At 66.5% G+C, this 25,711-nt stretch carries 26 protein-coding genes; 20 read left to right on the plus strand and 6 right to left on the minus strand.

The window, feature by feature from the left end; genetic code table 11:
- The first annotated feature begins 37 nt into the window (after positions 1-37).
- The gene (locus tag B7R24_RS15705) at positions 38-625 is read left to right on the plus strand and encodes a VOC family protein (RefSeq protein ID WP_116419889.1); all 588 of its coding nucleotides are present in this window, start codon (positions 38-40) and stop codon (positions 623-625) included.
- A 10-nt stretch (positions 626-635) separates the two neighbouring features.
- Here the strand turns inward: B7R24_RS15705 and B7R24_RS15710 are convergent, their stop codons facing one another.
- Positions 636-2,315 (minus strand): alkaline phosphatase family protein, encoded by a 1,680-nt coding sequence (locus tag B7R24_RS15710; protein WP_116419890.1) that lies wholly within the window; start codon positions 2,313-2,315, stop codon positions 636-638.
- Between the two features lie 302 nt (positions 2,316-2,617).
- On the opposite strand from B7R24_RS15710, the gene B7R24_RS15715 reads away from it, so the two are divergent.
- From B7R24_RS15715 to B7R24_RS15740, 6 genes are all read left to right on the plus strand, one after another.
- A complete protein-coding gene (locus tag B7R24_RS15715; protein WP_116419891.1) occupies positions 2,618-4,114 on the plus strand; it encodes a phosphoesterase in 1,497 nt (498 codons plus the stop codon).
- On the plus strand, positions 4,111-4,707 hold the full coding sequence (locus B7R24_RS15720) for a hypothetical protein (protein ID WP_116419892.1): 597 nt from the start codon (positions 4,111-4,113) through the stop codon (positions 4,705-4,707). The genes B7R24_RS15715 and B7R24_RS15720 overlap by 4 nt, the downstream gene beginning before the upstream one ends.
- Before the next feature lie 40 nt (positions 4,708-4,747).
- Positions 4,748-5,428, plus strand: coding sequence for a response regulator transcription factor (locus tag B7R24_RS15725; protein WP_116419893.1), 681 nt, complete (start codon positions 4,748-4,750; stop codon positions 5,426-5,428).
- Entirely contained in the window at positions 5,428-6,375 is a 948-nt protein-coding gene (locus B7R24_RS15730; protein WP_116419894.1) for a sensor histidine kinase, read from the plus strand. The genes B7R24_RS15725 and B7R24_RS15730 overlap by 1 nt, the downstream gene beginning before the upstream one ends.
- Before the next feature lie 243 nt (positions 6,376-6,618).
- A complete protein-coding gene (locus tag B7R24_RS15735; protein ID WP_116419895.1) occupies positions 6,619-7,896 on the plus strand; it encodes a COG4705 family protein in 1,278 nt (425 codons plus the stop codon).
- A 152-nt stretch (positions 7,897-8,048) separates the two neighbouring features.
- Entirely contained in the window at positions 8,049-8,339 is a 291-nt protein-coding gene (locus tag B7R24_RS15740; protein WP_116419896.1) for a hypothetical protein, read from the plus strand.
- Here B7R24_RS15740 and B7R24_RS17875 read toward each other — a convergent pair.
- The gene (locus tag B7R24_RS17875; protein ID WP_116419897.1) at positions 8,336-8,650 is read right to left on the minus strand and encodes a hypothetical protein; all 315 of its coding nucleotides are present in this window, start codon (positions 8,648-8,650) and stop codon (positions 8,336-8,338) included. The genes B7R24_RS15740 and B7R24_RS17875 overlap by 4 nt on opposite strands.
- A gap of 95 nt (positions 8,651-8,745) precedes the next feature.
- Here B7R24_RS17875 and B7R24_RS15750 point away from each other — a divergent pair, with 95 nt between their 5' ends.
- The 6 genes from B7R24_RS15750 (at position 8,746) to B7R24_RS15775 (ending at position 14,917) form a co-directional block, all read left to right on the plus strand.
- Positions 8,746-10,104: a ferredoxin reductase family protein gene (locus B7R24_RS15750; RefSeq protein ID WP_216363736.1), complete on the plus strand. Its 1,359-nt coding sequence runs from the start codon at positions 8,746-8,748 to the stop codon at positions 10,102-10,104.
- Positions 10,105-10,202: 98 nt separating this feature from the next.
- Complete coding sequence (locus B7R24_RS15755) at positions 10,203-11,627, plus strand: ferredoxin reductase family protein (RefSeq protein ID WP_116419899.1); 1,425 nt, start codon at positions 10,203-10,205, stop codon at positions 11,625-11,627.
- Positions 11,624-12,160: an FMN-binding protein gene (locus B7R24_RS15760; protein WP_116419900.1), complete on the plus strand. Its 537-nt coding sequence runs from the start codon at positions 11,624-11,626 to the stop codon at positions 12,158-12,160. Before B7R24_RS15755 ends, B7R24_RS15760 begins: the two co-directional genes overlap by 4 nt.
- A 2-nt stretch (positions 12,161-12,162) precedes the next feature.
- Positions 12,163-12,948, plus strand: coding sequence for an FAD:protein FMN transferase (locus B7R24_RS15765; RefSeq protein ID WP_253259501.1), 786 nt, complete (start codon positions 12,163-12,165; stop codon positions 12,946-12,948).
- Positions 12,949-12,995: 47 nt separating this feature from the next.
- Positions 12,996-13,664 (plus strand): response regulator transcription factor, encoded by a 669-nt coding sequence (locus tag B7R24_RS15770; protein ID WP_172582870.1) that lies wholly within the window; start codon positions 12,996-12,998, stop codon positions 13,662-13,664.
- Positions 13,661-14,917 carry a sensor histidine kinase gene (locus tag B7R24_RS15775; protein ID WP_116419901.1) on the plus strand — a complete coding sequence of 419 codons (1,257 nt, stop codon included), beginning with the start codon at positions 13,661-13,663 and terminating at the stop codon, positions 14,915-14,917. Before B7R24_RS15770 ends, B7R24_RS15775 begins: the two co-directional genes overlap by 4 nt.
- A 145-nt stretch (positions 14,918-15,062) precedes the next feature.
- On the opposite strand, the gene chrA is transcribed toward B7R24_RS15775, so the two are convergent.
- Positions 15,063-16,286, minus strand: a complete 1,224-nt coding sequence (chrA, locus tag B7R24_RS15780) for a chromate efflux transporter (RefSeq protein ID WP_116419902.1) — start codon at positions 16,284-16,286, stop codon at positions 15,063-15,065.
- Between the two features lie 206 nt (positions 16,287-16,492).
- Here chrA and B7R24_RS15785 point away from each other — a divergent pair, with 206 nt between their 5' ends.
- The 5 genes from B7R24_RS15785 (at position 16,493) to B7R24_RS15805 (ending at position 20,501) form a co-directional block, all read left to right on the plus strand.
- Entirely contained in the window at positions 16,493-16,774 is a 282-nt protein-coding gene (locus B7R24_RS15785; RefSeq protein WP_116411058.1) for a metal-sensitive transcriptional regulator, read from the plus strand.
- Between the two features lie 32 nt (positions 16,775-16,806).
- Positions 16,807-17,052 carry a heavy-metal-associated domain-containing protein gene (locus tag B7R24_RS15790; protein WP_116419903.1) on the plus strand — a complete coding sequence of 82 codons (246 nt, stop codon included), beginning with the start codon at positions 16,807-16,809 and terminating at the stop codon, positions 17,050-17,052.
- Positions 17,049-19,292 (plus strand): heavy metal translocating P-type ATPase, encoded by a 2,244-nt coding sequence (locus B7R24_RS15795; RefSeq protein WP_116419904.1) that lies wholly within the window; start codon positions 17,049-17,051, stop codon positions 19,290-19,292. The genes B7R24_RS15790 and B7R24_RS15795 overlap by 4 nt, the downstream gene beginning before the upstream one ends.
- The gene (locus B7R24_RS15800) at positions 19,289-19,810 is read left to right on the plus strand and encodes a DUF6153 family protein (RefSeq protein ID WP_116419905.1); all 522 of its coding nucleotides are present in this window, start codon (positions 19,289-19,291) and stop codon (positions 19,808-19,810) included. The genes B7R24_RS15795 and B7R24_RS15800 overlap by 4 nt, the downstream gene beginning before the upstream one ends.
- Before the next feature lie 70 nt (positions 19,811-19,880).
- Complete coding sequence (locus B7R24_RS15805) at positions 19,881-20,501, plus strand: DUF305 domain-containing protein (protein WP_116419906.1); 621 nt, start codon at positions 19,881-19,883, stop codon at positions 20,499-20,501.
- 23 nt (positions 20,502-20,524) lie between these two features.
- On the opposite strand, the gene B7R24_RS15810 is transcribed toward B7R24_RS15805, so the two are convergent.
- Positions 20,525-22,678: a heavy metal translocating P-type ATPase gene (locus B7R24_RS15810; protein ID WP_116419907.1), complete on the minus strand. Its 2,154-nt coding sequence runs from the start codon at positions 22,676-22,678 to the stop codon at positions 20,525-20,527.
- A gap of 82 nt (positions 22,679-22,760) precedes the next feature.
- Here B7R24_RS15810 and B7R24_RS15815 point away from each other — a divergent pair, with 82 nt between their 5' ends.
- Complete coding sequence (locus tag B7R24_RS15815) at positions 22,761-23,591, plus strand: endonuclease/exonuclease/phosphatase family protein (RefSeq protein ID WP_116419908.1); 831 nt, start codon at positions 22,761-22,763, stop codon at positions 23,589-23,591.
- Between the two features lie 66 nt (positions 23,592-23,657).
- On the opposite strand, the gene B7R24_RS15820 is transcribed toward B7R24_RS15815, so the two are convergent.
- Positions 23,658-24,293 (minus strand): TetR/AcrR family transcriptional regulator, encoded by a 636-nt coding sequence (locus B7R24_RS15820; protein WP_116419909.1) that lies wholly within the window; start codon positions 24,291-24,293, stop codon positions 23,658-23,660.
- A 62-nt stretch (positions 24,294-24,355) separates the two neighbouring features.
- Between B7R24_RS15820 and B7R24_RS15825 the strand changes: the two genes are divergently transcribed.
- Positions 24,356-25,009: an NAD(P)-dependent oxidoreductase gene (locus B7R24_RS15825; protein WP_116419910.1), complete on the plus strand. Its 654-nt coding sequence runs from the start codon at positions 24,356-24,358 to the stop codon at positions 25,007-25,009.
- 41 nt (positions 25,010-25,050) lie between these two features.
- Here B7R24_RS15825 and B7R24_RS15830 read toward each other — a convergent pair whose 3' ends face one another.
- The gene (locus B7R24_RS15830; RefSeq protein ID WP_116419911.1) at positions 25,051-25,665 is read right to left on the minus strand and encodes a TetR/AcrR family transcriptional regulator; all 615 of its coding nucleotides are present in this window, start codon (positions 25,663-25,665) and stop codon (positions 25,051-25,053) included.
- Positions 25,666-25,711: the final 46 nt, after the last annotated feature.

Below are 25,711 nucleotides of genomic sequence, written 5' to 3' on the forward strand. Positions count from 1 at the left end.
ATCCCGACACCCCACAGCCATACGAAGGAGTATGCACATGGCCATTCTCGGCAGCCACCACGTCGGCGTCATCGTGAAGGACCTCGACCGGTCGATCCGGTTCTATCACGACACTCTCGGGCTCGAATTCGACAGCGAACCGAGCCCCTGGTTCGAGGGCGAGGAGCTCGCCCGGGGCGTCGGGGTGCCCGGCGCGCGCCTTCGCCAGGTGTGCCTGCGGGCATCCGACGGCCTCATCGTCGAGCTGCTCGAGTACGCAAACCGGCCGGCCGACAATGACACCCCCATCCAGCAGAACTACCTCGGCGCCATGCACCTGGCGTTCAGGGTCGATGACGTTCGGGCGACGAAGGCGGCGCTGGAGTCGGCCGGCGTCGACTTTCTCTCCGACGTCAACACCGTCGACGAGGGTGTGCTCGCCGGCTGGCGGTGGGTCTACCTGCACGACCCCGACGGCATCCCCCTCGAGCTCGTCGAAGTCGCCTACGTGAACGAGGCCGCCCGCGCCACGGGCATCGCGCGCTACCTCGCGACGCGCCCCGAGCCTCCCCTCACCGCCCGTTCGGAGCGTGTGTTCGACGTGAACCTGCCCCCGGACCACACCGAACCCGGGCTCGCCCGTTGACCCAGGGCACTCAGTCGCTGAGGCGCGGGAGCGTCTGGGTGCCTTCGATCTGCACGGCCTGCAACGCGTTCGGGTCAAGGCCCAGCGCCTGCAGGATGGTCGGTGCGATCTGGGTTGTCTCGACCGGAACACTGACGGTTCGCGGGCCCGTGATGCCAGCACCCGAGACGATCAGGGGAACGTCACGGTCGTTGCCGGTCGCGCCGCCGTGTTCGGCGATCTTCGACGTTCCCCCGGTGTAGACGACACCCGCCTGCACGAGGCCGAGCACGTCGGGGTAAGCGGGGTCGGTGACCTTCGCGTCGAAGTAGTTCGCGACCTCGGTGCCGGCGTAGATCTTGCTGAGGCCCGAGGCGGGAAGCGTTTTGGCTGCCCCGGTGATGTCCGCGCCGGCAGCTCGGTGAGAGACGAGGTAGTTCTTGGCGAACAGCGCAGCCTGCTGCGAGTGGTCCGACAGCCAGAGTTGCATGATGTCGTCGTCGGTCGAGAAGGCGACGAGGTCGGCCGCTTCGGGGTGACGGGTCTTCCATGCGGCGTTCAGCCCGGCGATGATCGCGCTGTCGGGTACGCGGGTGAGCGCCGAGGGGTTTGTCGGCGACTGGCCGTGCTTGGCCGACAGGATCACCGTGGTGCTGCCCGCCTGGCCGCTGGAGACCAGTGCCGCTTCCATGCGGCCGACCGACGCGTCGACGTAGTCGAGGGCTCGGCTCAGCAGCGGGCCGGGTACGGTGCCACCGGGCAGGTAGCCGCCCGTGAGACCGTCTGAGGTGGGGAGCTTCTCCGCTGTCGATACGACCTGGAAGTTCATGCCGAAGATTGCTGGGACGGCGGCAGTCATCGCGCCAGAGTGGTCTTTTCCGTCGATCTCGTTGAGAACCGACTGCACCTTGTAGCCGTCGTACTGCTGTGTCGCGGCGTTGTCCGTCGTCCAGTCGCCGGTGAACGGGGCCGGCGCGTCGCTGTTGATCTCGGGGGTGAAGAGGTCGTCGACGCCTTTGCCTGAAGGTCCGTTCAGGATCTCATAGGCGGGGTGCTTGTCGGACCAGGCGGTGGTGAGGCCGGCGTTCTTGGCGACCTCGAAGATGGTGTTGACGCGCAGGTACTGGTGAGGATAGACGGGTGTGCAGGTTCCCGGGTCGACGGGAAGCGCCGCGGGGTTCAGCAGCGAGGCGGGCTGGCCCGTCATGGTGAGGATGCTCGCCGGCAGGCCGGGCAGGCCCTGGCCGGCCTCGAGGGCGAGCGGGTCCTTGTCAGCGGCCTCGGTGAAGGCGACCTCGGCGCCGGGAACGGCATTCGCGCAGTCCGTGGTGCCAGCGGGAAGCAGTACCCGGTTGTAGGTGTCGTCGTAGTAGATGCCGGTTGTGCCGGGGTTTCCGCCGGTCACCTGACCGATGAGTCCGGGGAACGAGTCCGACGGCACCGGGGTCTGGGCATTGATGTAACTCGTGCCATGAGCGACGAGAGCCGCCAGCGCCGACGCCGGATGCGCTCTCACATACCAGTCGATGTCTTTCTGGTGCAGTCCATCCACAGACAACAAAAGCACATGCTTCGCCTTGGCACTGCTGGCCACGCCCGCGCTGTTCGCTGCGTTTTCAGCGGCGACCGCCGGGGCGGCGGCCGCTGCGGTGAGACAGACCGTAGCGAGGACAACTGCTGTGCGGGTCGCTTTTCGGGCGCGTGATCTCATCTGCAGTGACTCCTTCGCGGTGACGCAGCGGCCGGGAGGCCAAAGCATTCAGATGCGATTCTTCGCATTCCGTCAGCAGTTCGGAAGGCCGTTTGCGCCGAAGTAGGTGAAGGTTCACCCGCAGTTAATCATGTGGTTTCACACAGAAAAACGCTCCCTCCGAGCAGTCGCCACAGGGAGGTTTTTCCTTCGCTCGTGACAACTTCTTTTCGTCAGCAGATGTTCACCTGGGCAGCTCTTGCCGCACCGTAGCGAAAAACTCAGTATTAGAGCACGAGTCGCTAGCAGGAAGCAGGGAACTCATGAAGTTGTCACCCAGATATCGGCGTGCTCTCGCCGCAGCCGTCGCCGTGGGCGTCGTGGTGGGAGGTGTGGGTCTCGCCGCAGGCGTTCCCCAGTTCGCTTCCGCGAGCCCGGCCCTCTCGACCACCACCTACCGCCCCCCACAGATCGGTCACGTCTGGACGATCATGCTCGAGAACAAGTCCTACGAGTCGACGTTCACGGGTCTCAATCAGAACGACTACCTCTGGAAGACACTGCCGTCGTACGGAGAACTGCTGACCCAGTACTACGGAACCGGCCACTTCTCTCTCGACAACTACATCAGCGCCGTCTCGGGCCAGGCGCCCGCCCCAGCAAACCAGGCGGACTGCCCCCAGTACACCGATGTATCGCCCGGAACCGCGGTCGCTGACGGTCAGACGCTCGCGTCGAGCGGGTGCGTCTACCCCGCGTCGGTGCCGACCATCTTCAACCAACTCGACGGCGTGCACCTGCCCTGGAAGGTCTACAACCAGGACATGGGCAACGACCCGACCAGAGAACAGGTCTACAACTGCGGAATTCCCGGCAACCCCGCAGGCGCGGGCGTACCCGACCCGGGTGGCGCGACCGCAATCGACCAGTACGTGCCGAAGCACAACCCTGCAGCATGGTTCCACTCTCTGATCGACAACCCTGCCGACTGCGCAAAGGTGGTGCCGCTGGACGGCTACGCTGCGGCGCCCGGTCACGCGGCCATCCCGAGCATCGCGGATGATCTGAAGAGCATCAAGACCACGCCATCGTTCTCGTGGATCACCCCGAACAACTGCTCAGACGCGCACGATGCGACCTGCAAGGGCGACAACCTCTCTGGCGACCCCAACAACCACCAGGGCGGACTCTATGCGGCTGACCTCTTTCTCAAGAAGTACATACCGATGATCATGGCCTCTCCGGCCTTCCAGAAAGACGGGGAGATCCAGATCCTGTTCGATGAGGCCTTTCCGCCGTACCAGATGTACGGCAACTCGATCGCTGACGACCAGTACAGCGGTGACGCCGCCCTGGGCACGGACTCAGCGAACGGCAAACTCGTCCAGGGTGAGGCGAACACGGCCCAGTCAGTGGTTGCCTGTTGCGGCGAGCTCACCGGCCCGAACGTCACGCAGCCGGGCGACAATGCCTTCAACCAGGACACCACCCCCGGCGGAGGAATCACGGGCGCCGTACTGATCAGCCGGTTCATCACGCCGGGGTCAGTGAGTGCGCAGCCGTACAATCACTACAGCTGGTTGCGTACCATCGAAGATACCTTCGGCATCCGTCGTGGTGGCATCGACGTGCAGGGTCACCTCGCCTACGCGGGAGTCGAAGGTCTTCGGCCCTTCGGGTCTGACGTCTTCAACAACCCGTCAGGCAAGGCCCTGCAACCTGCACCCTCCGGCAGTTCCGTCTATTCGGCCACGGCCAACGCGAACGAGCCCCCGATCGTGCAGGTCAACCAAGCCCCCGTACCTGTCGGCGGAAAGTGACGATCAAAGCCATCCGCCGGAGGTTCCTGGCCGCCACCACCGTCTGTGTGGTGGCGGCCAGCCTTCTCGCTGGATGCACCTCGACTCCGGATCCCGCCAGCGGTTCGACAGCTGATGACGTCACAGCGTCGCTCGGGGCCGTACCGATTCCCACCGCCCCTCCCCTGGATCCGGTCCCGACCGCAACACTGGGAACACCTCAGCTGCTGGCCATGGGCGCTCAGACGGTCGTGATCCTCGACGCCGGAACGGACGGAGAAGCCACTGCAACCGGGCCGCGCCAGACGGACACGCTGGCGACCCCCAGCGACCCCACAGCGCGAAGTACCGACGCGACCATCACCCTGAGCGTGCAGGCATCGCACGGCAGCATCGTTCTCGACCCAGCCGATCTTGTCTGCCGAGACGAAACGGGTGCACAAATCACCCTCACTCCTGCAGCCGGCATGCCAACCGGCCCCGTCACAATACCGGCCGGCTCGACCGCGACGATCGATGTTGTCGGGCACTTCGAAAGCGGAGCGGCGCAACTCACCTGGCGACCAGAAGGCCGACCCATCGCCATCTGGGACTTCAACATCGAACTCGACTGACCGGGGCCAGCGTGAAGACGGGGTGGGTTACCGTGCTGGTATGAGAATCCTCGTGGTCGAAGATGATGTGAGAATCGCAGATGTCCTGCGGCGGGCGCTGGCTGAAGCGGGCTACGCAGTCGATGTCACTCACTCGAGCACGGCCGCCCTCGAAGCGTTCGCTCTCGAGAGCCACGATCTTGTGATCCTCGACCTCCTGCTCCCCGGCCTGCCGGGCGGTGGCATGGAGGTGTGCCGGTCGATGAGGGTGGAGAACAGCGATGTGCCGATCCTGATGCTGACGGCCGTCGACTCGCCCCGAAACCGCGTACTCGGCTTGGATGCGGGAGCGGACGACTACCTGACCAAACCGTTCCATCTTCAGGAACTGCTGGCTCGGGTGCGTGCCCTTCTGAGGCGAGCACCCCGCGCAGACCACCCCATTGTGTCCGTTGGCGGAGTGTCTCTGAATCCCGCGACCCGGGTCGCGGTTCGAGCGGAGCGCACAATCCCGCTGACAAGCAAGGAGTTCGCGGTGCTGGAGTATCTGATGCGCAATTCCGGGACCATCGTCAGCGCATCAGAGCTGATAGATCATGCCTGGGATGGCAATTACGACGGCTACAGCAACGTCGTGCAGACCTACATCCGCTACCTCCGCCAAAAGGTGAACATTCCAGGCGAGTCCGATTTCATCAGGACCCACCGGGGCATGGGGTACTCGGTGGGGCCGAGCACGTGATGTTCCGGCAGGCCACGATACGGCTGACGCTCCTGTTCACGGCGGTTCTTCTCGTGGTGTTCGGTGTCGTAGCGGTCGGCGTCTACCTCTTCGTCGTCGCGTCGTTCGACTACGACAATGCGGCAAGCGATGCCGTCGATGCGGCTGAGCAGAGTTTCGCCGATCTTCGCGACGGGCTTCTCCTCGGCTACCTTGCTGCAGCAATCGTGTTGCCTGTCATCTGCCTGGTCATGGTGCGTCTGGTGCTCAGACCGGTTCGGCGCGGCTTCGAAGCGCAGGAGCGCTTCGTCGACGATGCGTCCCACGAGTTCCGCACCCCACTCAGCATCGTCCAGGGAGAGCTCGAACTGGCCATCAGCCGTCCGCGCACCGAAGATGAGTACGTGCAGGCGATCACCACAGCTCTGGACGAGGTCGATCAGCTGAACAGTCTCACCGCAGATCTGCTGCTTCTCACGCGCGGCAGCACCATCGAGCTCTCCGGAACCTTCCGCCCGGTGGACCTCCGAGCCGTGGTGGAACGGGCCGTGGGATCCAGCTCGCACAGTGGAGACGGGTCACGGGTGACGCTCTCCACGATCGATTCAGCAGCGTTCGGGTCGGAGACCCTGCTTGTACGAGCCATCGCCAACGTCGTGGACAACGCTGTGAAGTTCTCACCCGGCGAAAGCGTGGTCCTCGTCACTATGCAGGCCCAGTCCGACCGTACCCGGGTGATCGTGTCGGACAGTGGACCCGGTTTGACGGCGGAGGAGCAGGCACACGTCTTCGACCGTTTTTGGCGGGGCGAGACGTCCCGCACCCTCCCGGGGCGAGGACTCGGGCTGGCCCTGGTGAAACAGATCATGCAGGCGCACCGCGGGACTGTCGTGCTGCGCGACAACCCCGGCGGCGGTACCCGGGTCGTGATCGAACTGCCGTCGACCGAAAACGGTGCGCGTAAATGAGACCAGCATGAGAATGGCACTGCGCCCGCGCAAAGCCCGGCTGAAAACATCCTGAACAACGAGCATCAGGAAAGTGCTGGCTGATCTGAGATCGAAACCCTCCTGACCGGGGCTTCTGCTGGCCCCGAAATTGTGCAGGCGATCCCTCTCGAGGTCACGCCTGCTGCTTTCTGTGGTTCGTCTCATCGACCGTATGCCGCATCGAACGGGCTCCGGCACCATCGGTTCCCTACCATCCCCCCTATGACATCCTTCGCCGCGCCGGGGCCGCAGACCGCCCGCCACCTGCTGAGTAAGGTTCCAGCGATCACCGTCTGGTTCTGGATCATCAAGATCCTCTGCACAACCGTGGGTGAGAGCTTTGCGGACTACATCAACCTCGCTCTCGGAGTCGGGCTGCTCGCCACGGCGGGTATCTTCACCGCTGTCACCGCGGCTGTTCTGGTTCTCCAGATGTCGAGGCGGCGATACCACCCCGGGTTCTACTGGCTGACAGTTGTGCTGATGAGCATCACCGGGACCCTCTACACCGACATCCTCACAGACCAGGCCGGGGTGCCCCTCTGGGTGAGCTCAGCCCTGTTCGCCGTCGTGCTGGCCGTCGTGTTCGGGATCTGGTTCTCGCGGGAACAGACTCTGTCGATCCACAGCATCGTGAGCGTGCCGCGCGAGGCGTTCTACTGGCTCACCGTCCTCGTGACGTTCGCCCTCGGAACAGCTCTTGGTGACTGGACGCTGGAGCTGACGGGCTGGGGGCCGGGGGTGTCGATCCTGCTTCCGCTTGCGCTCATCGCTGTCACCGCCGCGCTGTGGCGGTTCGGGGCCAACCCGGTTCTCACCTTCTGGGTTGCGTACATCCTCACCCGCCCGTTGGGTGCGAACACCGGCGACTGGCTCGGACTGACTCCCGCCGAAGGCGGTCTGGGACTCGGCACCCTCGCAACTTCGATCATCTTCCTTGCGCTCATCCTCGCCACCGTCGTCTACCTCTCCGTGAGCCGGGCCGACGTCGACCGGGCAGCTGCCACTGACCCCCGGGCGGAGCGCCCGGTCCCGACGGAACGCCGCCGCAGAGCCCATCTCATCCTCGGCGCGGCCGCTCTTGCCACGATCGCACTCCTGGTCACGACAGCAAGCCTGCCGCACGAGAGTTCGCTCGCTGCCGAGGGATCGGCACCGTCGTGCTCCGCCTCATCCACACCGCTCACCCAGTCAGAGGCGCAAGCCGCCGTGCAGGCCAACTACCCCGCCTCGAACGTCACCGAGCTACAGAGCATCGTGACCGACACGCTCTCACTCGTGACGCAGGGCGACAAGGCGGGAGCGGCGTCTCGAGCAACGGATCTTGAGACAACCTGGGACGACAACCAGGCCACCCTGAATGCTGCCGACTGCCGGGCGTGGACGTTCCTCGACCAGCAGGTCGACCCCGTTCTGAAATCAGTTCGAGCCGGCACCCCCGACCCTGCGACCGAAACGAAAGCGCTGAAGCAACTCTCGACGACACTCGGTGCACCCTGATCTGCTGAAGGTGTCCGTGCGAGGCCTTCGCCTTTTCTGCCCGCACGGGCCATTCTCGGGGTTTGCTGACCCTCTCATCCTGGTCTCACGGACCTTTTCGTAGCGTCGAATCATCGGGTACTCCCGCCTGATGTCAAACGAAGGAAATCATCATGAACAAACCCCTCAAGTGGACCCTCGGGTCTGTTGGTGCTGCGGCCCTGCTCATTGGCGGCGGCTTTGCCCTCGCCATTCCCGCGCAGGCCTCCACACCCGCTCCCGCGCCTGCCTCGAGCTCGAACACCGACAGCCACGGTGCGGCCGACGGCGAGACGGCAGACGACGGCACGAACGTCAGCACCTCGAACGACAGCGAGACAGCAGACGACGGCACCCCAGTCGAGGACGGGACAAGCGACGGCGAGACGGCAGACGACACCACCCCCTCAACCCCGGGGAACTAGCACAGGGCGGGGAGCCGGGCGGCCAAGAAACCTCGAAGAATTCGATGGTGATCTTGAGGGGTGATGAAATCCTCGCGCAGATCGCCCCTCGCCCTGACCGACGGCTCCGGTCTGACCCTCCTAGCGGGCCGGAACGTACTCTCCCGGTCGGTCATCAGTTCACCGGTGTGGAAGAGGGTCACCTCGACGGTCACCGTCTTGATGGTGGGCGCGGCGGTCATCGTGGGCGTCTCGATCGGGTTGTCCGGCCCCGCCGTCTCACCGGTGACCCCGTCGATCGCCGCCGCCGCCGCCGGCGCTTCGACCGACACCGGTGCGACGGATCCTGTCACCACCGATCCGGGCGCAGCGGACGCCACGACGAGTGGGCCTGCGCCGGGCCGAACGAACGCACCTCGAGGCGCGAATGGTGGGCCGAGAAATGGTCGCCGATAGTCACTTCCGGGCCGGACGTACACAGCCGCCCGGCTTCGCCCTCAGCGCCGCCGCCGCGATTACTGCCGCCGTGCTGGGTGCTGCCGCGGTCATTCTCCTTGTACTGGCGAATTCGCCTCAGGCTCTGCCAGTGACTCCGCCGTTCATTGCACACCTGGCCGGGATGCTGGGCGGGTACGCGGTGACGCTCATGGTGCTGCTGATGTCGAGGACCCCGGCGTTCGAACGCGGCATCGGGGCGGACCGCATGGCCCGTTGGCATGGCCGTCTCGGCGGCATCACCGTCACGTTGATCCTCGTGCACGGTGTCGCCGCGACGATCGGTTGGGCCGAGGTGCAGGGCATCACACCCTGGCAGGCGACCACCCAGGTACTGGACATGCCGGGCCTCAGCGCCGCCGCGGTCGCAACCGTACTGTTCGTCGGTATCGGTATCGTCTCCGCCCGCAGCGCGAGGCGGCGCCTGCGTTACGAGACGTGGCACACCATCCACCTGCTGACCTATCTCGCGATCGCACTGTCGTTCTCGCACGAGCTCGCCGGCCCCGACCTCGCCGGCAACACCGTCGCCCAACTCCTGTGGTCATGCCTCTACACCGTCAGTTTCGCGCTGCTGCTTCGCTACCGGGTCGTGGAACCCCTGATGCAGGCGTGGCGGCACCAGCTCCGCGTCCAATCCGTCACACCGGCCGGCCCCGGCACGGTGAGCATTGTGGTGCGTGGCCGGCACCTCGAAGAGTTGGGTGCACAACCCGGGCAATTCTTCCGCTGGCGCTTCCTCGCCCGAACCAGCTGGCTCGCCGCGCATCCGTTCTCCCTGTCGGCCCCCGCGACCGAGCGTCACCTGCGCCTGACAGTGAAAGCGGCCGGTGACGGCACCGGCCTCCTGCAGACCCTGAAGCCCGGCACACGAGTTCTGGCGGAGGGCCCCTACGGGGCGATGACCGAGCGACGGCGCACCCGGCATGGCGTGCTGTTGATCGCGGGCGGTGTCGGCATCACACCCATGCGCACGCTCTTCGAATCCCTCACCGTCACAGGTCCGATGACGTTGGTCTATCGCGCCTCGACGCCCGCAGACCTGCTCTTTCGCGATGAACTCGAAGACATCGCGGCGCGGCGCGGGGCACAGCTCATCTACCTCGTCGGCCGCTCAACCGAACCAGGCAACGCCGTCACGGCCGACAACCTCACCCGGCTCGTACCCGACATCAGGGATCGCGACGTGTACCTCTGCGCAGCACCCGGGCTCTCCACAACCGCACGCGGAGCACTTGCCGGCGCCGGAGTGCCTCGCCGGCGCATCCACCAGGAGGAATTCGCTTTCTGAGGCCTCTGGCAGACGGTAGAGCCCTAAGAATCCTGGAAGAAACGGGGGGCATCGTTGTACGTACCCCGCCCTCCCGACGGAACCGAAGAGAGAACACCATGTCACTGCGAACGGCACCACCCGGCCGGCAGGCCGACCGCGCTCGCACCGCGTCCGTCGATCGCACCCGCCGCATCCGTTCCCGTCGACGCACCCGCACGGCCGACCTGATGATCGCCGCCTGCTGGGCATCCGTCGCCCTCGCGGTGTCACTGTACCTCGCCTACGGCGGCCTCTCTGAGGTCACCGATCTCGCCTCCGGGCTCACCGCTGTGGGAATCGTGACCGGGCTTGTCGGCACCGACCTCATCCTCGTGATGCTCGTTCTCGCCGCACGGATCCCGGCCATCGACCGGGTCGTCGGGCAAGACGTCGCGATGGCGTTTCATCGCCAACTCGGCAAGCCCGCTCTCTACCTGATCCTCGCCCACGGCGTACTGCTCACCATCGGCTACGCGATGACCGACGGCTCGAACATCGTCGCCTTGACCATCGTGTTCTTCCAGGGCTCCGACATGGCACTCGGCTACCTCGGTCTCGGCCTCCTGGTCGCGGTCGTCGTCACCTCCGTCGTCGCTGTGCGCCGACGGTTCTCCTATGAGGCGTGGCACCTCATCCACCTGCTCAGCTATGTCGCCGTGCTCACCGCCCTGCCCCACCAGCTCAGCGCGAGCGGAGTGCTGGCCGAAGGCACGCTGCAACGCGGGTACTGGATCGGGTTGTACGTGCTCGCGTTCGGCGCGATCGCCGTGTTCCGTTTCGCGGTGCCGATCGTTCGAAGCGCCCGCCACGGCATCAGGGTGTCTGCTGTCGAGCAGCTCGCGCCGGGGGTCGTGTCGATCCATCTCAGCGGCCAGGGCCTCGACCGGCTCCAGACCGCGGGCGGGCAGTATGCGATCTGGCGGTTCTGGACGGGCACGACCTGGTGGCACGCGCATCCGATCTCCTTCTCGGCCGTACCGACAGCCCGCTCCGCCCGCATCACGGTTCGTGACCTCGGCCGCGGCAGCGCGGCGGTCGGCCGGGTGCGGCCGGGTACCCGGGTGTCGATCGAAGGACCCTACGGGATCTTCACCGACGCCCACCGGGTCGCACCGCGCATGGCCGTCGTGGCCGCCGGGATCGGCATCACTCCCGTTCGATCGCTGCTTGAACACTCCGATCTCCGTCCCGGTGAGGCAACCGTGGTGCTCCGCGGCGGTGATCTTGGCGAAACGTACCTCTGGAATGAGATCGGAGAGTTGCCGAGCATGCGGGGCAACACCGTCTTCAGCGTGATGGGCCCTCGCCCACGCGGACTCGGAACGTGGTTGTCAGCCGAAGCGCTGGCCCGGGGTGTGACGATCACCTCGGTGTTCCCCGCGCTGCGGGAATCGGACCTGTACGTGTGCGGGCCGCAGTCCTGGGCCGATCTCGTCATCCGCGACGCCCGCGCCGCGGGGCTTCCTGCAGCTCAGATCCACGTAGAGAGGTTCGACTGGTGAGAACGAGAGCAGTGGCCCTGAGCATCCTGTCGTCGGCGGCGGTGCTCGCCGTGGGCTGGCAGCTGGGCGAACAGGGCCGGGTGCAGGATGTCGCATCCGCGGCCAGCACATCGACCCAGGTGTCCGCGCCGACCGCCACACCCACCCCTTCGTCGACGGCGGACAGCGGCACGGCGGCCAGCGGCACGGCTGCCGCGAGCGGATCGTCTGCCGCGGCGGCCACAGCAACTCCCACTCCGAGCACGGCGGCGGGCGTGTCGGGCACGTTCACCGGCGCCGTCTCGAGCACCCGGTTCGGCGACGTGCAGGTGTCGATCACGGTCGCCGACGGCACCATCACCGACGTCACCGCCCTGAAACTGACCGACAAGGAGCAGAAGTCGGTCTCGATCAGCAACCGTGCTGCCCCCGTCCTCCGACAGGAGGTGCTCGCCGCCCAGTCCGCGCAGGTGAAAAGCGTCTCCGGTGCGACCTACACCAGCGATGCCTACCTGACCTCGCTGCAGTCCGCGCTCGACCAGGCGGGTCTCTGACCGTGGGCGTACAGGTGGGAGCCCGCGTGCATGTCTTCGACACGATGGGCACCACCGTGAGCATCCGATTCGCCGACGACCGGCCGGACCCCGACGTTCTCGGCCGCGTCGAAACCACCTTCGCGTCGTTCGATGCTCGCTTCAGCCTCTACCGGGAAGACTCGGAGATCAGCCGGATCGCCCGCGGTGAACTGTCGCTGCCCGCCTCGAGCAGCAGTATGCGAGACACCTACGCAGAAGCCCTCGACTGGCGCCGCCTCACCGGCGACAGTTTCACACCGCACCGGCCAGACGGCGTGATCGACCTGTCGGGGCTCGTCAAAGCGAAAGCAGTGGATGCGGCCGCCGCCGTGCTCGAACAGGCCGGCGAAGCCGACTGGCTGATGAACGCGGGCGGCGACATCCTGAGCCGAGGCGATGATCGCGGTGAGGCCTGGCGGGCAGGGATCGTCGATCCCCTCGACCGCGCGGCTCTCCTCGCCGACGTGGCACTCGGTGTCGGCCGGCGCGCTCTGGCGACCTCCGGCACCGCCGAGCGCGGCGAGCACATCTGGCGACAGCGCCGGCCCCCAGGTGCGCAGGGGTCGTGCGCCTACCGGCAGGTGTCCGTCGTCGCACGGGACATTGTCACGGCCGACGTGCTCGCAACATCCATCCTCGCCGGCGGCCCTCAGCAACTCGACGACGCGCTCGACAGGTTCGACGTCGAGGTTCTCGCCGTCGACGAGAGTGGCGAGCTGATGGCCTCGGCGGGGCTCCGGCGCGCGTGGGGCACCTCCACCCCGTGATGGGCGGCCAACGATTGCCCGCCGTGGCCGCTCCCTATACTTCGACCATGGCCGACCGCCCGCGCATCCTGCTCGTCGAAGACGACGCACGCCTGTCCGCGATGCTCCTCCAACTGCTCGAGACAGAGGGGTACGACCTCGTACTGGCCCGCGACGGGCAGCGCGCGCTGCACGAGGGGCTCACGCAACCGTCCGACATCATCGTGCTCGACCGCGGCCTGCCACTGATCGAAGGGCTCGACGTACTCAACCGGCTGAGAAGCCGGGGGGTGCTGACCCCGGCGCTCGTGCTCTCAGCCCTCGGCAACCCCGCCGACCGGGTCGAAGGGCTCGACCGCGGCGCCGAGGACTACCTCGCCAAGCCCTTCGACATCGACGAACTGCTTGCCCGCATCCGAGCCCTCCTCCGCCGGCACCACGCCACCGTGCCGGTTCTCACGGTTCCCGGCGGGTCGCTGGATGTCGGCAGCCGGCTCGTCACCGTCACCACCGGCGGCATCGTCACACTGTCAGAACGCGAAGGACAGCTGCTCGAGAGACTCGCCCGGCGGCCGCAACAGGTCTTCAGCCGCGACGACCTCCTGGCCACCGTCTTCCCGGACGCAGACGATCTCGGCGTGGTCGACACCTACGTGCACTACCTGCGCAAGAAACTCGGCCGCGACTGCGTGAAGACGATTCGCGGCATCGGCTACCGCCTCGGGCCTCTCTCGTGAACCGCCTCAGGATCGGGCGCCAAGGGAATGGGGCACGCCCGATCGATGACCTGCGTGGTGCATCGCTGAGGCTCACCGCCCAGTTCACCGGCCTGATGCTGGTCGTGCTGCTCATCGTCGGAGGAATCGTCTACGCCCTGGTCAGTACACGTGTCTCCGAAGCTGCCGAGAACGCCCTCACCACGACAGCTCAGCTCGACTCCCCCACCGATGCCCCGAAGAACAGCTACCTCACCATCGTCGACGGCCGAAGCGGCGACAGAATCCTCTCGACGCCGGGCATACCTGCCGGGCTTCTCGATCCGCAGGCACTCAGCACGGTGACATCCACCAAGACCGACGTCAGAAGCGAGCGAACCATCGACGGTCACCGCTACCTGCTTCTGACGACGTCGTCCACCGGTGACCGCAACGGCGATCGTGTCGCACAGGTCGCCATCGACCAGAAAGAGAACACCGAAGAACTCCAGCGGCTCGTCGGGGCACTCGTACTCGCAGGGCTCATCGCGCTGGTGCTCGCAGCGGGAGCGGCCTTCGTGATGGCAGGGCGCGCCATGCGGCCGCTCGCCGACGCCCTCGCGCTCCAGCGCCGATTCGTCGCCGATGCCAGCCATGAACTCCGTACCCCGCTCACTCTTCTGAGCACCCGGGCACAGCTCCTGCGCCGCCGACCCCAGAACGACCTGCCGACGGATGTCACAGCATCCGTCGAGGAGATCGTCACCGACTCGAAAGCCCTGACCGGCATCCTCGAAGACCTGCTCATCGCCGCCGACCCCAGAAGCGTCGCCGCGCTGGAGACCGTCGACCTGACAGTGGCCGCGGCAGAAGCCGTCGCGCTCCTCGCCGACAACGCTTCGGATCATGGCCTCTCCCTCCACCAGACGGGTGACAGCTCCTCCGTTCTGATCGACGGCTCCCCCTCAGCACTACTCCGCCTGATCATCGCGCTGCTGACGAATGCTCTCGATCACGCCGACAGCGCCGTCACCGTGTCGATAACAGCTTCAGGGCGCGACGCCCTGATCAGAGTCACGGACGACGGCGAAGGTTTCGCGCCCGAGGCCGCCGCGAACGCCTTCCGCCGCTTCGCCAGCAACCGCCAGGCAACCCCGGAGGGTACGCGCCACTACGGGCTCGGCCTCGCCATCGTCGACGAGATCGCCCGGCGTCACAACGGCTCGGTCACAATCGACTCCGCATCCACGGGGGGCGCATCCGTCGTCGCCAGCATCCCCCTACAGGCAAGCTGATCGGGGGCTGGGGATGCTTTCGTGCATGGTGCTCATGTCAGTGCGGCGAGATGGTCTGGCCCCGTATCGATGGCGAGGTGGATCGTCTTCCCGCGCCTCTGCGTGACGCCGATCTCCACCTCCTCCGAAGATGCAGCCGCGAGGCTCAGCCTGTGATCAACGAGATGGCGACTCCTCCGGCGGCTCCGATGATCACCACGGCCCACGCGGGAATTCTCCAGACGATCAGCAGTACGAAGCAGATGACCGCGAGGACGAATGCTCCGGTGCCGGTGATCGCGGTGGTGAAGACCGGGTCGTAGAGTGCGGCTGCGAGAAGGCCCACCACGGCAGCGTTCGCGCCGCGCATCAGCGCTTGCGCCCAGGGGCGGGAGCGGAAGGCGTTCCAGAACGGGAGTACCCCGGTGAGGAGAAGAAAACCGGGGAGGAAGACACCCGCGAGGGCGATTGCTGCGCCGGCGATCCCACCGGGCCCGACCGTCGACAGCGTGCCCAGATACGCGGCGAAAGTGAACAGGGGCCCGGGAACGGCCTGGGCCGCGCCGTATCCGGCGAGAAACTGGTCTGGGCTGACCCAACCGGTGTCAACGACACCCGCCTGCAACAGCGGCAGAACGACGTGGCCGCCGCCGAAGACCAGCGCCCCGGCCCGGTAGAACGCGTCGAACAGTTGCAGGGCCCCCGAGTGCGTAGCGGCCGCGGCGACCGGGAGTGCCACCAGCAGCACCACGAACATTGCCAGGCAGGTCATACCGACTGTGCGCGTGACCGGGAACCGCACCATCACAGCGGCCGGATCGGATGGTTCACGGCAGAGCAGCAGACCGGCGAGTGCGCCGATGACGATGGCGCCGATCTGCCCGACTGATCCCGGGAGAAGGAGAGCGCTGGCGGCCGCGACGACGGCGATCGATGCCCGGACCCGGTCCGGGGTCAGGGTGCGGGCCATTCCCCAGACCGCCTGGGCGACGATGGCGACAGCGACGATCTTCAGGCCGGCAAGGATTCCTCCGCCGATGGCACCCTGGAACAGCGGAGCCCCGTAGGCGAACGCGACCATCAGTGCCGCTGACGGCAGCGTGAAGGCGAGAAACGCAGCGATCGCACCGGTCGGCCCAGCCCGGAAGAGTCCAAGCCCGAATCCGACCTGGCTTGACGCTGGCCCCGGGAGAAACTGGCTGAGGGCGACAAGGTCACCGTATTCGGTGTCGTCGAGCCATTTCCGGCGCTGGATCAGCTCGTTCCGAAAGTAGCCCAGGTGGGCGATGGGGCCGCCGAACGAGCTCACGCCAAGCTTCAGGAACGCCCGCAGGACCTCCCACGCCGAACCCTGTCTGGCACGCGGCGGGATAGTCGTGTTCTCACTCATGCTGTGGCTCCTGTCCCCGTCACGGTTCACACCCGTTCCCGCGCAGTGACGGGCCCGCGCCGGCCCTCAAGGGAGCGGCGTAGAACATACGGATGTCGAATGAACGGCAGGTGAACTCCGCTCACGCCTCCAGGGGTTCTTAACATAGGGACCATTCCGTGACTTACTTGTATACCCCTATGGGGTATGAATGGTGAGGTGTGGTGATGGTCGGTTACGCGTCGAACAAGGATGCTCTTCTCAAGCGGCTCAGTCGTGCTGAAGGGCAGGTGCGGGGCATTGCCCGAATGGTCGAGGAGGACACCTACTGCATCGATATTCTGACGCAGGTGTCGGCTGCGACGAAGGCGCTCGAGACTGTCGCGCTGTCGCTGCTGGATGACCACCTCAAGCACTGTGTCGCTGAGGCGAGTGCCGAGGGTGGGCCGGTGGCGGAGGAGAAGCTCCGTGAAGCATCCGCCGCGATAGCCCGCCTCGTTCGTTCCTGACGACCGCCCGTGCGCGGAGAGAGAAGAAGCTGATGAATGAAGCGACAACGAACGTGGTTCGGGCGCACTATCTGGTCTCGGGGATGACGTGCTCCCACTGCGTCGCCAGCGTGACCGAAGAGATCAGCGCAGTTCCCGGGGTGCAGAGCGTCAGCGTTTCTCTGAACGCGGGGGGCGACTCCACGGTGATGGTTGTCAGCTCGGCCCCGGTTCCGGTCGATGACGTGCGCGCCGCGATCGCCGAGGCCGGCTATGAAATGGTCTCTGGCCAGGGATGACCATGACCGACGTGAACCTCGATATCGGGGGCATGACGTGCGCCTCCTGCGCGACGCGGATCGAGCGGAAGCTCAACCGCATCGAAGGGGTCACCGCGTCAGTCAACTACGCGACGGAGAAAGCGCGGGTGCAGACAGCCGGGGTCGAGACTGCCGATCTGATTGCTGCGGTCGAGGCCGCCGGGTACACTGCCGCACTTCCTGCCCCGATTCCCGCAGAGGCACCGGCAGACGACGCTCCGGTGGACGCCGAATTGTCGGGTCTTCGGCAGCGGCTGATCGTCTCTGCGGCGTTGGCTGTTCCGGTCGTGGTGCTGTCGATGGTCCCGGTGTTCCAGTTCACGTATTGGCAGTGGTTTGCGCTGATGCTGGCGGCCCCGGTCGTGGTGTGGGGGGCGTGGCCCTTCCACCGTGCTGCGGCAGTGAACGCCCGGCACGGTGCCGCGACCATGGACACCCTTGTCAGTGTCGGCGTGATCGCAGCTTTCGGGTGGTCGTTGTACGCCCTGTTCCTCGGTCACGCCGGTGAATCTGGGATGCGGATGAGTTTCCAGCTGACAAGCACCCCGGGAAACGGAACGTCTGAGCTGTATCTCGAGGTCGCATCCGCGGTGACTGTTTTCATCCTCGCCGGACGGTACATCGAGGCGCGCGCGAAGAGGCAGTCGGGCGCTGCGTTGAAGGCGCTTCTCGCGTTGGGTGCGAAGGATGCCACCCGCGAACGCGCAGGCCACGAGGAGCTCGTACCGGTGGGTTCGTTGGTGCCGGGAGACAGGATCGTTGTGCGGCCGGGCGAGAAGATCGCCACCGATGGTCTGATCGTCGACGGCATCTCTGCTGTCGACGCCGGCATGGTGACGGGCGAGTCGGTTCCCGTCGAGGTTCACCCGGGAGATCGGGTCGTGGGCGCGACGATCAATGTCGGCGGGCGGCTGTTGGTCGAGGTGACCCGGGTCGGCGCTGACACGGAACTCGCCCGGATGGGCCGGCTGGTCGAAGAGGCACAGAGCGGCAAAGCCCAGGCGCAGCGCCTCGCCGACCGGGTCTCCGCCGTGTTCGTTCCCGTCGTCATCGCCCTCGCCCTCGTCGCTTTCGCTGGCTGGCTTCTCATCGGCGGGTCGGCAGAGACCGCGTTCGCCGCCGGGGTTGCAACGCTGATCATCGCGTGCCCGTGCGCTCTGGGTCTTGCGACCCCGACCGCGCTGCTGGTCGGTACCGGGCGCGGTTCCCAGTTGGGCATCCTCATCCGTGGCCCCCAGGTGCTCGAGCAGACCCGCACGGTCGACACCATCGTGCTCGACAAGACAGGCACCATCACCACCGGGAGGATGACGGTCACCGCCGTCGAGGCAACCGCCGGGACCGCCCCGGAGGAGCTCATCCGGTATGCAGCTGCCGCCGAAGAGGGCTCAGAACATCCCATCGGACGCGCGATCGTCACGCACAGCACGTCCTACCCGTCTGACCGGGCGAGCGTGGAAGCCTTCCAGGGGCATCCCGGGCACGGTGTGCAAGCCATCGTCGATGGTCGCCTCGTCATCGTCGGACAGCCGGCGTGGCTCTCGGATGCATGGTCGATCCCGACAGCAGCCCAGCTCCGTTCGGCGATCAGCGCATCCGAGTCTGCCGGCCTGACTGTCATGGCGGTCAGCTGGGACGGGGTGTTCCGCGGGATCATCAGCGTCGGCGACACCGTCAAACACGGCAGCAGCGACGCGGTCGCCGAATTCGTGGCACTCGGACTCCACCCCGTGCTTCTGACCGGGGACAACGCCGGGGCCGCCCAGGCCGTCGCCCGACAGGTCGGAATCAGTGAGGTCCACGCCGGCACCACCCCGTCCGACAAGCTCGACCTGATCAGATCCCTGCAGGAGGCGGGCCGGGTCGTTGCGATGGTCGGTGACGGAGTCAACGACGCTGCCGCGCTGGCCGCTGCCGACCTCGGAATCGCGATGGGTACCGGGACCGACAGTGCGATGGCAGCCAGCGACATCACCATCGTCAGCGGCAGCCTCCTGGGTGTCGCCGACGCCATCCGTCTCTCGAGACGCACCCTCGGCACGATCAAGGGGAACCTGTTCTGGGCGTTCGCGTACAACGTCGCGGCGATCCCGATCGCGATGCTCGGCCTCCTCAACCCGCTGTTCGCGGGCGCGGCAATGGCCTTCTCGTCTGTGTTCGTCGTCACGAACAGTCTCCGGCTGAGGAACTTCCACCCGGCCACGAGGGCAGACCGATGACCCCGGCTGCGCTGGGCCCGCTGAAGACCGCACCGGTGAGCCTGCGGCGAACCAGGGCACACATTCTGGGAGCGAACACCATCCAGCGGACGGTGTTTCTGTTGGCCGTGGTCGGCGCTGTCGTTGTCGGGCTCCTCGCAATGCATACCCTGCAGACCGGGATGGGCAATCACAACGCCCCCATGAACACGACCAGTGCTATGGGTGGCCCCGCACACCCGGGTGGCGAAACGGTGCGCGGCCTCGACCACGGGCCGGACACCGGAACAGCCGCCGCGCACGAGCACGCCACCGCGTCGGAGTGTTCGGGGATGTGTGATCCGGGGCACACGATGGCAGGCATGGTCTGCGTTCTCGCGCTTCTGCTCACCGGCCTCCTCCTCGCCGCGATCAGACCCGCCAGCACCTCCACCACGACACCCGTGACACCTGCCCTGCTGCAGCGCGCCGACGTCGCAGCCGCCAGGCCGAGACCTGCGCCACCAGATCTTCACGTTCTGTCCATTTCGAGAACCTGATGGCGTCAGCCCGCACCCCGGGTACTTCGCGCACTCGATTTCTCACTCCCACTGAAATGGATAGTAAAAAATGTCACAACTTCGCACCACTCTCGCCGTCACGGCCGCCCTTGCTGCCGCGGTGACACTTGCCGCGTGCTCGTCTTCCTCCGGGTCGATGAGCGGCATGGACCACGGAGACACCATGATAAGTTCCGCGCCCACAATGACGGCCGGCACCAACAACACCGCCGACGTCACCTTCGTGACTGGCATGATCCCCCACCACACCCAAGCAGTGACCATGGTCGACTCCCTCCTGACGAAGGACGGTATCGACCCGGCCGTGATCGCCCTCGCGGAACAGATCAAATCGGAGCAGGAACCCGAGATCACCACGATGACCGGCTGGCTCACCGCGTGGGGAGTGCCCACGAGCACCGACACCGGAATGTCGGGCATGGACATGGGAACCGGCACCGGCATGATGTCCGATCAGGACATGTCAGCCCTGGACGCAGCGACCGGGTCAGCGGCATCGAAACTGTTCCTGACCCAGATGATCCAGCACCACGAAGGTGCCATCGGTATGGCCAACACGGAAGTCACCTCCGGACAGGACCCTGACGCCCTGGCCCTGGCGAACAACATCGTCACCAGCCAGACCGCAGAGATCCAGACCATGACCAGCCTCCTCGGCACCATCCAGTAGCACCATCGCGGTCGTCCCCGCCGTCATGTCGCCTTGGGCTGGGCGGCGGGGAGGGCGCCGACGCTGACCTCAGGGCGAAGATCGAGACGCCGAAGCAGCTGGGCGTTCAGTGCGACGACCACCGTCGATGCGCTCATCAACAGCGCGCCGACCGCCATCGGGAGGATGAACCCGATGGGGGCGAGAACGCCCGCGGCGAGCGGCACGGAGAGGAGGTTGTAGCCGGCCGCCCACCAGAGGTTCTGCTTCATCTTGCGGTAGCTCTTCTTCGACAGCTCGATCACCGAAAGCACGGAGCGGGGGTCATCGCTTGCGAGGATGACCCCCGCTGACGCAATCGCAACGTCGGTGCCGGCGCCGATCGCGATCCCGACATCGGCCTGCGCGAGGGCGGGTGCGTCGTTGACGCCATCGCCGACCATCGCGACCGTGCGGCCCTCTGCCTGCAGCTCTACGACCTTCGCGGCTTTGTCCTCGGGGTGTACTCCCGCGAAGACCCGGTCGATACCGAGTGACGCTGCGACGGAATGGGCGACAGCCTCGGCATCTCCGGTGATCATCACGACCTGGATGCCGAGAGCATGGAGGGCATCGACGGCCTGCCGGGACTCGGGCCGGATCTCGTCTGCAAGCCCCAGTGCTCCGATGACGGCACCGTTTCGGAGCACGTGCAGGATGATCTGCCCGTCGTTCTCCCACGCTGACGTTTCCGCCAGCGGTGACTCGTTGTGGGCGGCGAGCATGCTCGGCCCGCCGACGCTGATGGTGTCACCCGCGATCGCTCCGGAGACCCCGACCGCTGTCGACGCCCGAAGATCGGTTGCGTGAAGGGCGGGGAGGTCCCGGGACTCCGCCGCGGTGGTGATGGCCCGGGCAAGCGGATGCTCACTGTCGGCCTCGACTGCCGCAGCCCAACTCACCACGTCCCGTTCCGTCATCCCGTCGATGACCGCGACCGATGACACGACGGGTTCGCCCTTCGTCAGGGTTCCGGTTTTGTCGAACAGGATCGTGTTCACCGTTCGCATGCTCTCCAGGGCGAGGCGGTCGGTGATCAGCACGCCGCCCTTCGCCGCACGCTCCGTCGCGATCGACACCACAAGCGGTATCGCCAGGCCCAACGCGTGCGGGCAGGCGATGACGAGAACGGTGACCGTTCGGATCACGGCATCTTCGGGTGTGCCCAGTGCCGTCCAGACGATGGCGGTGAGGGCTGCCGAGCCGAGCGCGAACCAGAACAGCCAGCCGGCAGCGGTGTCTGCAAGCCGCTGCGCTCGAGACGTCGAGTTCTGGGCCTCACTGACCAAGCGCCGGATACCCGCCAACGCGGTGTCGTCACCGACAGCTGTCACCCGCACCCGCAGGGCATTGTCGGTCGCGACCGTTCCGGCCACCACATGTGAACCCACACCCCTGGCCACCGCCCGGGACTCACCCGTGATCATCGACTCGTCGACGTCAGCTGTTCCCTCGACGACGTTCCCGTCGGCTGGCACCCGGCCGCCCGGGCGCACCACGACAAGGTCCCCGACAACCAATTCGGATGGCGCGACTCTGACCGTGCTCTCGCCCTCGACGCGTTCCGCCTCATCTGGCAGAAGAGCGGCCAATGACTCCAACGCCGTCGACGTCTGCGCCAGGGAACGCATCTCGATCCAGTGCCCCAGAAGCATGATCACGACCAGAAGAGCCAACTCCCACCAGAAGTCGAGCTGGTGATCCAACAGGCCGAGGCTCGCTCCCCAGGACGCCACGAACGCGACCGTGATCGCGAGAGCGATGAGGAGCATCATTCCCGGCTTTCGCGACCGGAGCTCGGTGACAGCTCCCATCAGGAACGGTCGACCACCCCACACATACATCACCGTCCCGAGCGCGGGAGAGACCCACGAAGTGACGGCGGTCTCGGGTACTGCGTAACCCAGGATCATCGCGAACATGCTGCTGAAGAAGACGACCGGGACTGCGACCACCAGCATGATCCAGAACAACGTACGGAACTGGGCGACGTGGCCGGCATGCCCTCCGTGACCGGAATGACCGGCATGCCCCGAGTGATCCATCCCGCTCTGACCCGAGTGATCCATCGCGCCGTGGCCGGACTGCTCACCGACCACCGTCCCCACAGGGGCGTGAACATCGGGGACGGGGTTGTGGCTGTGCTCTGTGCGGCTCATCTTCCGAACCTTATACCCCCTAGGGGTATCTGTCGAGAGCCGAGCGCTGCACCCGGAGCCGCACAGCACTTAGGCTCGAAGCATGACGGAGTCGCCGCTGGTCGGGCGGGTCGAAGCGCCCGACCTCCACCTCATCTCGTTCAACGTGCGACGACGGATGCCCGCCATCGGGCCGCGCACCGCCGACCGCTGGGCACAGCGCTCCCCCGCACTGGCCGCTCTGCTCGCTCTCGAGCGGCCGCACCTGATCGGTGCGCAGGAAGTGCTGCCCGATCAGGACCGCTTCATCCGTACCGCCCTCGGGAGCGACTTCAGCCGCGTCGGGCGTGGACGGGAGACGAACGGGCAGGGCGAGGGCTGCCCGATCTACTACGACCGAACCCGGCTCCAGCTGCTCGACTGGGTGCAGCAGGCGCTCTCCGACACCCCGGAGGTGCCCGGCTCGCGGTCGTGGGGCAACCTGACCCCGCGCATCCTGGTGCGGGCAGAGTTTCGCGACCGGGCCACCGGCATCCGTCTTCTCGCCATCAACACGCACTTCGACCACCTCTCGCGGCGCTCGCGCGTCACAGCGGCCCACACCATCCGCCAGCTCGTCGTGGGCCAGGCGCTACCCGCAGTCGTGACCGGCGACCTCAACAGCGGAGAGGACACGGCGCCCCTCACCGAACTCTTCGCCGGGGGCGGGGTGGTGGATGCCTGGGGTGCAGCACGCACCCGCCTCACCGCCGAATGGGGCACCTTTCCGAACTACCGCGAACCGCGGCGTGACCGCAAACGCATCGACTGGATCGCCGTCTCGCCGACAGTCGAGGTCGAGCGCATCGGCATCAACACCGAGCGGCCCGGCGGGGTCTGGGCGTCCGATCACCTCCCGGTTCAGGCCGTGCTGCGAATGCCGACAGCCCCGTGAGGGAGACCTTTCGGTCGGGGCCGCGCGGGGCATCCGCCGTTCTGGTCGACCTCGGTGGTGCGCGGGTCAGCGCGGGCGCGACATCAGCTGTCTGCCGAGCTCTGACCCGAGCAGGGCGGATGCCGCGTCGTCGATGATCGCGTCACCCTCGCTGCGGGCGATGCGACGCGAGGTGATCAGGGTCGCCGTTCCCTGCATGGTTGCGGCGAAGAGCAGTTTGAAGCGCACACGGGCGCTGCCTCTGTCGATGTGGCTGCCGTCGGTGGCGCTCGGGTCGCCGCTGCCTGGGTCGGCGGGTATCGCTTCGTCGAGCGTCTCGAACAGGCGGGACGCAGCATCCTGGAGCGCTTTGCTCGGGTCGTTCAGCTTTGCCGCGAACATCAGTTCCATCAGTGCCGCATCTTCGACACCGAAGTCGACGTAGGCGCGCCCCACCCGTCGAAACCGTTCCTCGAATGAGCCTCGGCCCGCGAGCGCCGACCTGATGTTCTCGGTCAACCGCACGAAACCCTGCTCGGCAAGCGCATCGAGCAGGGCCTGCCGGTCGATGAAATGGCTGCGTGGAGCCCCGTGGCTCACACCGGCCTGGCGGGCGAGCTCCCGCAGCGAGAGACCGTCGACGCCGGTGTTGCGCAGCATCTCCTCCGCCTGCTCGAGCAGTACTGCCCGGAGGTTGCCGTGGTGGAAGGGCCGGGAGGTCATCTGTTCAGTCTACTCGTGGACTAGACATTGACTATTTACTAGACACTGCCTAGTCTGGCGGAATGACATCCCAGACCTTCCTCGTATTCGGCGCCACCGGTCAGACCGGCCAGCACTTCACTTCCCTCGCCCTTAGAGAGGGGCACACCGTACGGGCGCTGGCGCGGAACCCGTCGAAGTTCGGGTACGAGCATCCCGCTCTGGAGGTGCACACCGGTACCGTCACCGACATCCCCGACCCCGACCTCGACGAGCTCGTGCGGGGCGTCGACTACGTCGTATCGATGCTCGGCGATGTCGAGGCCCAGAAGACCCGCAAGGTCAACACCGAATTCGTTCGGCGGCTGGTGCCGGCCATGCGCCGGCAGGGCGTCAAACGATTCCTCTACCAGGCCGGTGGCCTGAGCAAGGCCCCCGGGCAGCCCCTCCCGCCCGCGCTCTGGGCGGTGCGCAAGACCCTGGCCCGCAGCTACAACGGCCAGCACGAAGACAACGAGGCCGTCATGCAGTACCTGACCGACGAGGCTTCCGACATCGAATGGATGGTGCACCGTGCCGGAATCGGATCGAACGGCCCCTCGAAGGGGGTGCTGCAGCGCTCCAGCCGCGCGATCAGCATCGCCACCTTCATCGACTGCGCCGCCTACACCTACCGCACCGTCATGGATCCGTCGGCCGTCCACACCTGCGATCCCAGTGCCTACCGCAAGCCCTGACCCCGGTCACGGCGGTGCAGCGACGACCTGCGGCGGGCGGCTCAGCGGGGCGGAGCGGTGGACTGATGCAGTACATCCAGCGCAGTGTCGAGCGCTGCCTCGAGGGGCCAGGAGGACTTCTGGGGCTGGCTGAGCACGAGACCGCCCTGGATCGAGGCGAGGATGGCGACCGCGATGCGGCGGGGATCGGCCGAGGGGTCGACGTGCCCATTGGCCTGCATCTTCACGACGCCCGCGGCAAGAGCGTCGAGCCAGGTCGCCATGCTCGCCGTGATGACGGCGTCGAGCTCGGGGTCGGTCATCGCGGCTTGGGTGGCCAGTGAGCCGATGGGGCACGCCCAGCGGCCGAGGCCGAGGTAGTAGTGGATGAGCGCGTCTCGCCACGAGTGCCAGGACTCCCAGCTGCCCAGGTCTTCGATGAACGGCATCTGCGCGGCAAGGAGCTCACCGCCCTCCCAGACCGCGACCTCGCGGACGAGTTCGGCCTTACCGCCTGGAAAGTAGTGGAAGAGCTGGCTCTTGCTCGTGAGCGTGGCCGCGCGAACGGTGTCGAGAGTGGTTCCGCCGATGCCGCCGGCAAGGATCTGCTGCCCAGTGGCCTCGATGATGCGTTGCCGGGTAGCGCGCCCTCGCTCGGTGATCCTTGGCTCTCCCACACTCTCAGACTACCGTATTGGACTTTGCAGTCCAGCTCGTGCTAGG

This window comes from Subtercola boreus (assembly GCF_003399645.1).
Taxonomy (GTDB): Bacteria; Actinomycetota; Actinomycetes; order Actinomycetales; family Microbacteriaceae; genus Subtercola; species Subtercola boreus_A.

Coding starts and splice junctions, on each gene's coding strand:
- B7R24_RS15705 (WP_116419889.1), top strand. CDS start 38: ATGGCCATTCTCGGCAGCCACCACGTCGGCGTCATCGTGAAGGACCTC.
- B7R24_RS15710 (WP_116419890.1), bottom strand. CDS start 2,315: ATGAGATCACGCGCCCGAAAAGCGACCCGCACAGCAGTTGTCCTCGCT.
- B7R24_RS15715 (WP_116419891.1), top strand. CDS start 2,618: ATGAAGTTGTCACCCAGATATCGGCGTGCTCTCGCCGCAGCCGTCGCC.
- B7R24_RS15725 (WP_116419893.1), top strand. CDS start 4,748: ATGAGAATCCTCGTGGTCGAAGATGATGTGAGAATCGCAGATGTCCTG.
- B7R24_RS15730 (WP_116419894.1), top strand. CDS start 5,428: ATGTTCCGGCAGGCCACGATACGGCTGACGCTCCTGTTCACGGCGGTT.
- B7R24_RS15735 (WP_116419895.1), top strand. CDS start 6,619: ATGACATCCTTCGCCGCGCCGGGGCCGCAGACCGCCCGCCACCTGCTG.
- B7R24_RS15740 (WP_116419896.1), top strand. CDS start 8,049: ATGAACAAACCCCTCAAGTGGACCCTCGGGTCTGTTGGTGCTGCGGCC.
- B7R24_RS15750 (WP_216363736.1), top strand. CDS start 8,746: ATGGTGGGCCGAGAAATGGTCGCCGATAGTCACTTCCGGGCCGGACGT.
- B7R24_RS15755 (WP_116419899.1), top strand. CDS start 10,203: ATGTCACTGCGAACGGCACCACCCGGCCGGCAGGCCGACCGCGCTCGC.
- B7R24_RS15770 (WP_172582870.1), top strand. CDS start 12,996: ATGGCCGACCGCCCGCGCATCCTGCTCGTCGAAGACGACGCACGCCTG.
- chrA (WP_116419902.1), bottom strand. CDS start 16,286: ATGAGTGAGAACACGACTATCCCGCCGCGTGCCAGACAGGGTTCGGCG.
- B7R24_RS15785 (WP_116411058.1), top strand. CDS start 16,493: ATGGTCGGTTACGCGTCGAACAAGGATGCTCTTCTCAAGCGGCTCAGT.
- B7R24_RS15790 (WP_116419903.1), top strand. CDS start 16,807: ATGAATGAAGCGACAACGAACGTGGTTCGGGCGCACTATCTGGTCTCG.
- B7R24_RS15795 (WP_116419904.1), top strand. CDS start 17,049: ATGACCATGACCGACGTGAACCTCGATATCGGGGGCATGACGTGCGCC.
- B7R24_RS15800 (WP_116419905.1), top strand. CDS start 19,289: ATGACCCCGGCTGCGCTGGGCCCGCTGAAGACCGCACCGGTGAGCCTG.
- B7R24_RS15805 (WP_116419906.1), top strand. CDS start 19,881: ATGTCACAACTTCGCACCACTCTCGCCGTCACGGCCGCCCTTGCTGCC.
- B7R24_RS15810 (WP_116419907.1), bottom strand. CDS start 22,678: ATGAGCCGCACAGAGCACAGCCACAACCCCGTCCCCGATGTTCACGCC.
- B7R24_RS15815 (WP_116419908.1), top strand. CDS start 22,761: ATGACGGAGTCGCCGCTGGTCGGGCGGGTCGAAGCGCCCGACCTCCAC.
- B7R24_RS15820 (WP_116419909.1), bottom strand. CDS start 24,293: ATGACCTCCCGGCCCTTCCACCACGGCAACCTCCGGGCAGTACTGCTC.
- B7R24_RS15825 (WP_116419910.1), top strand. CDS start 24,356: ATGACATCCCAGACCTTCCTCGTATTCGGCGCCACCGGTCAGACCGGC.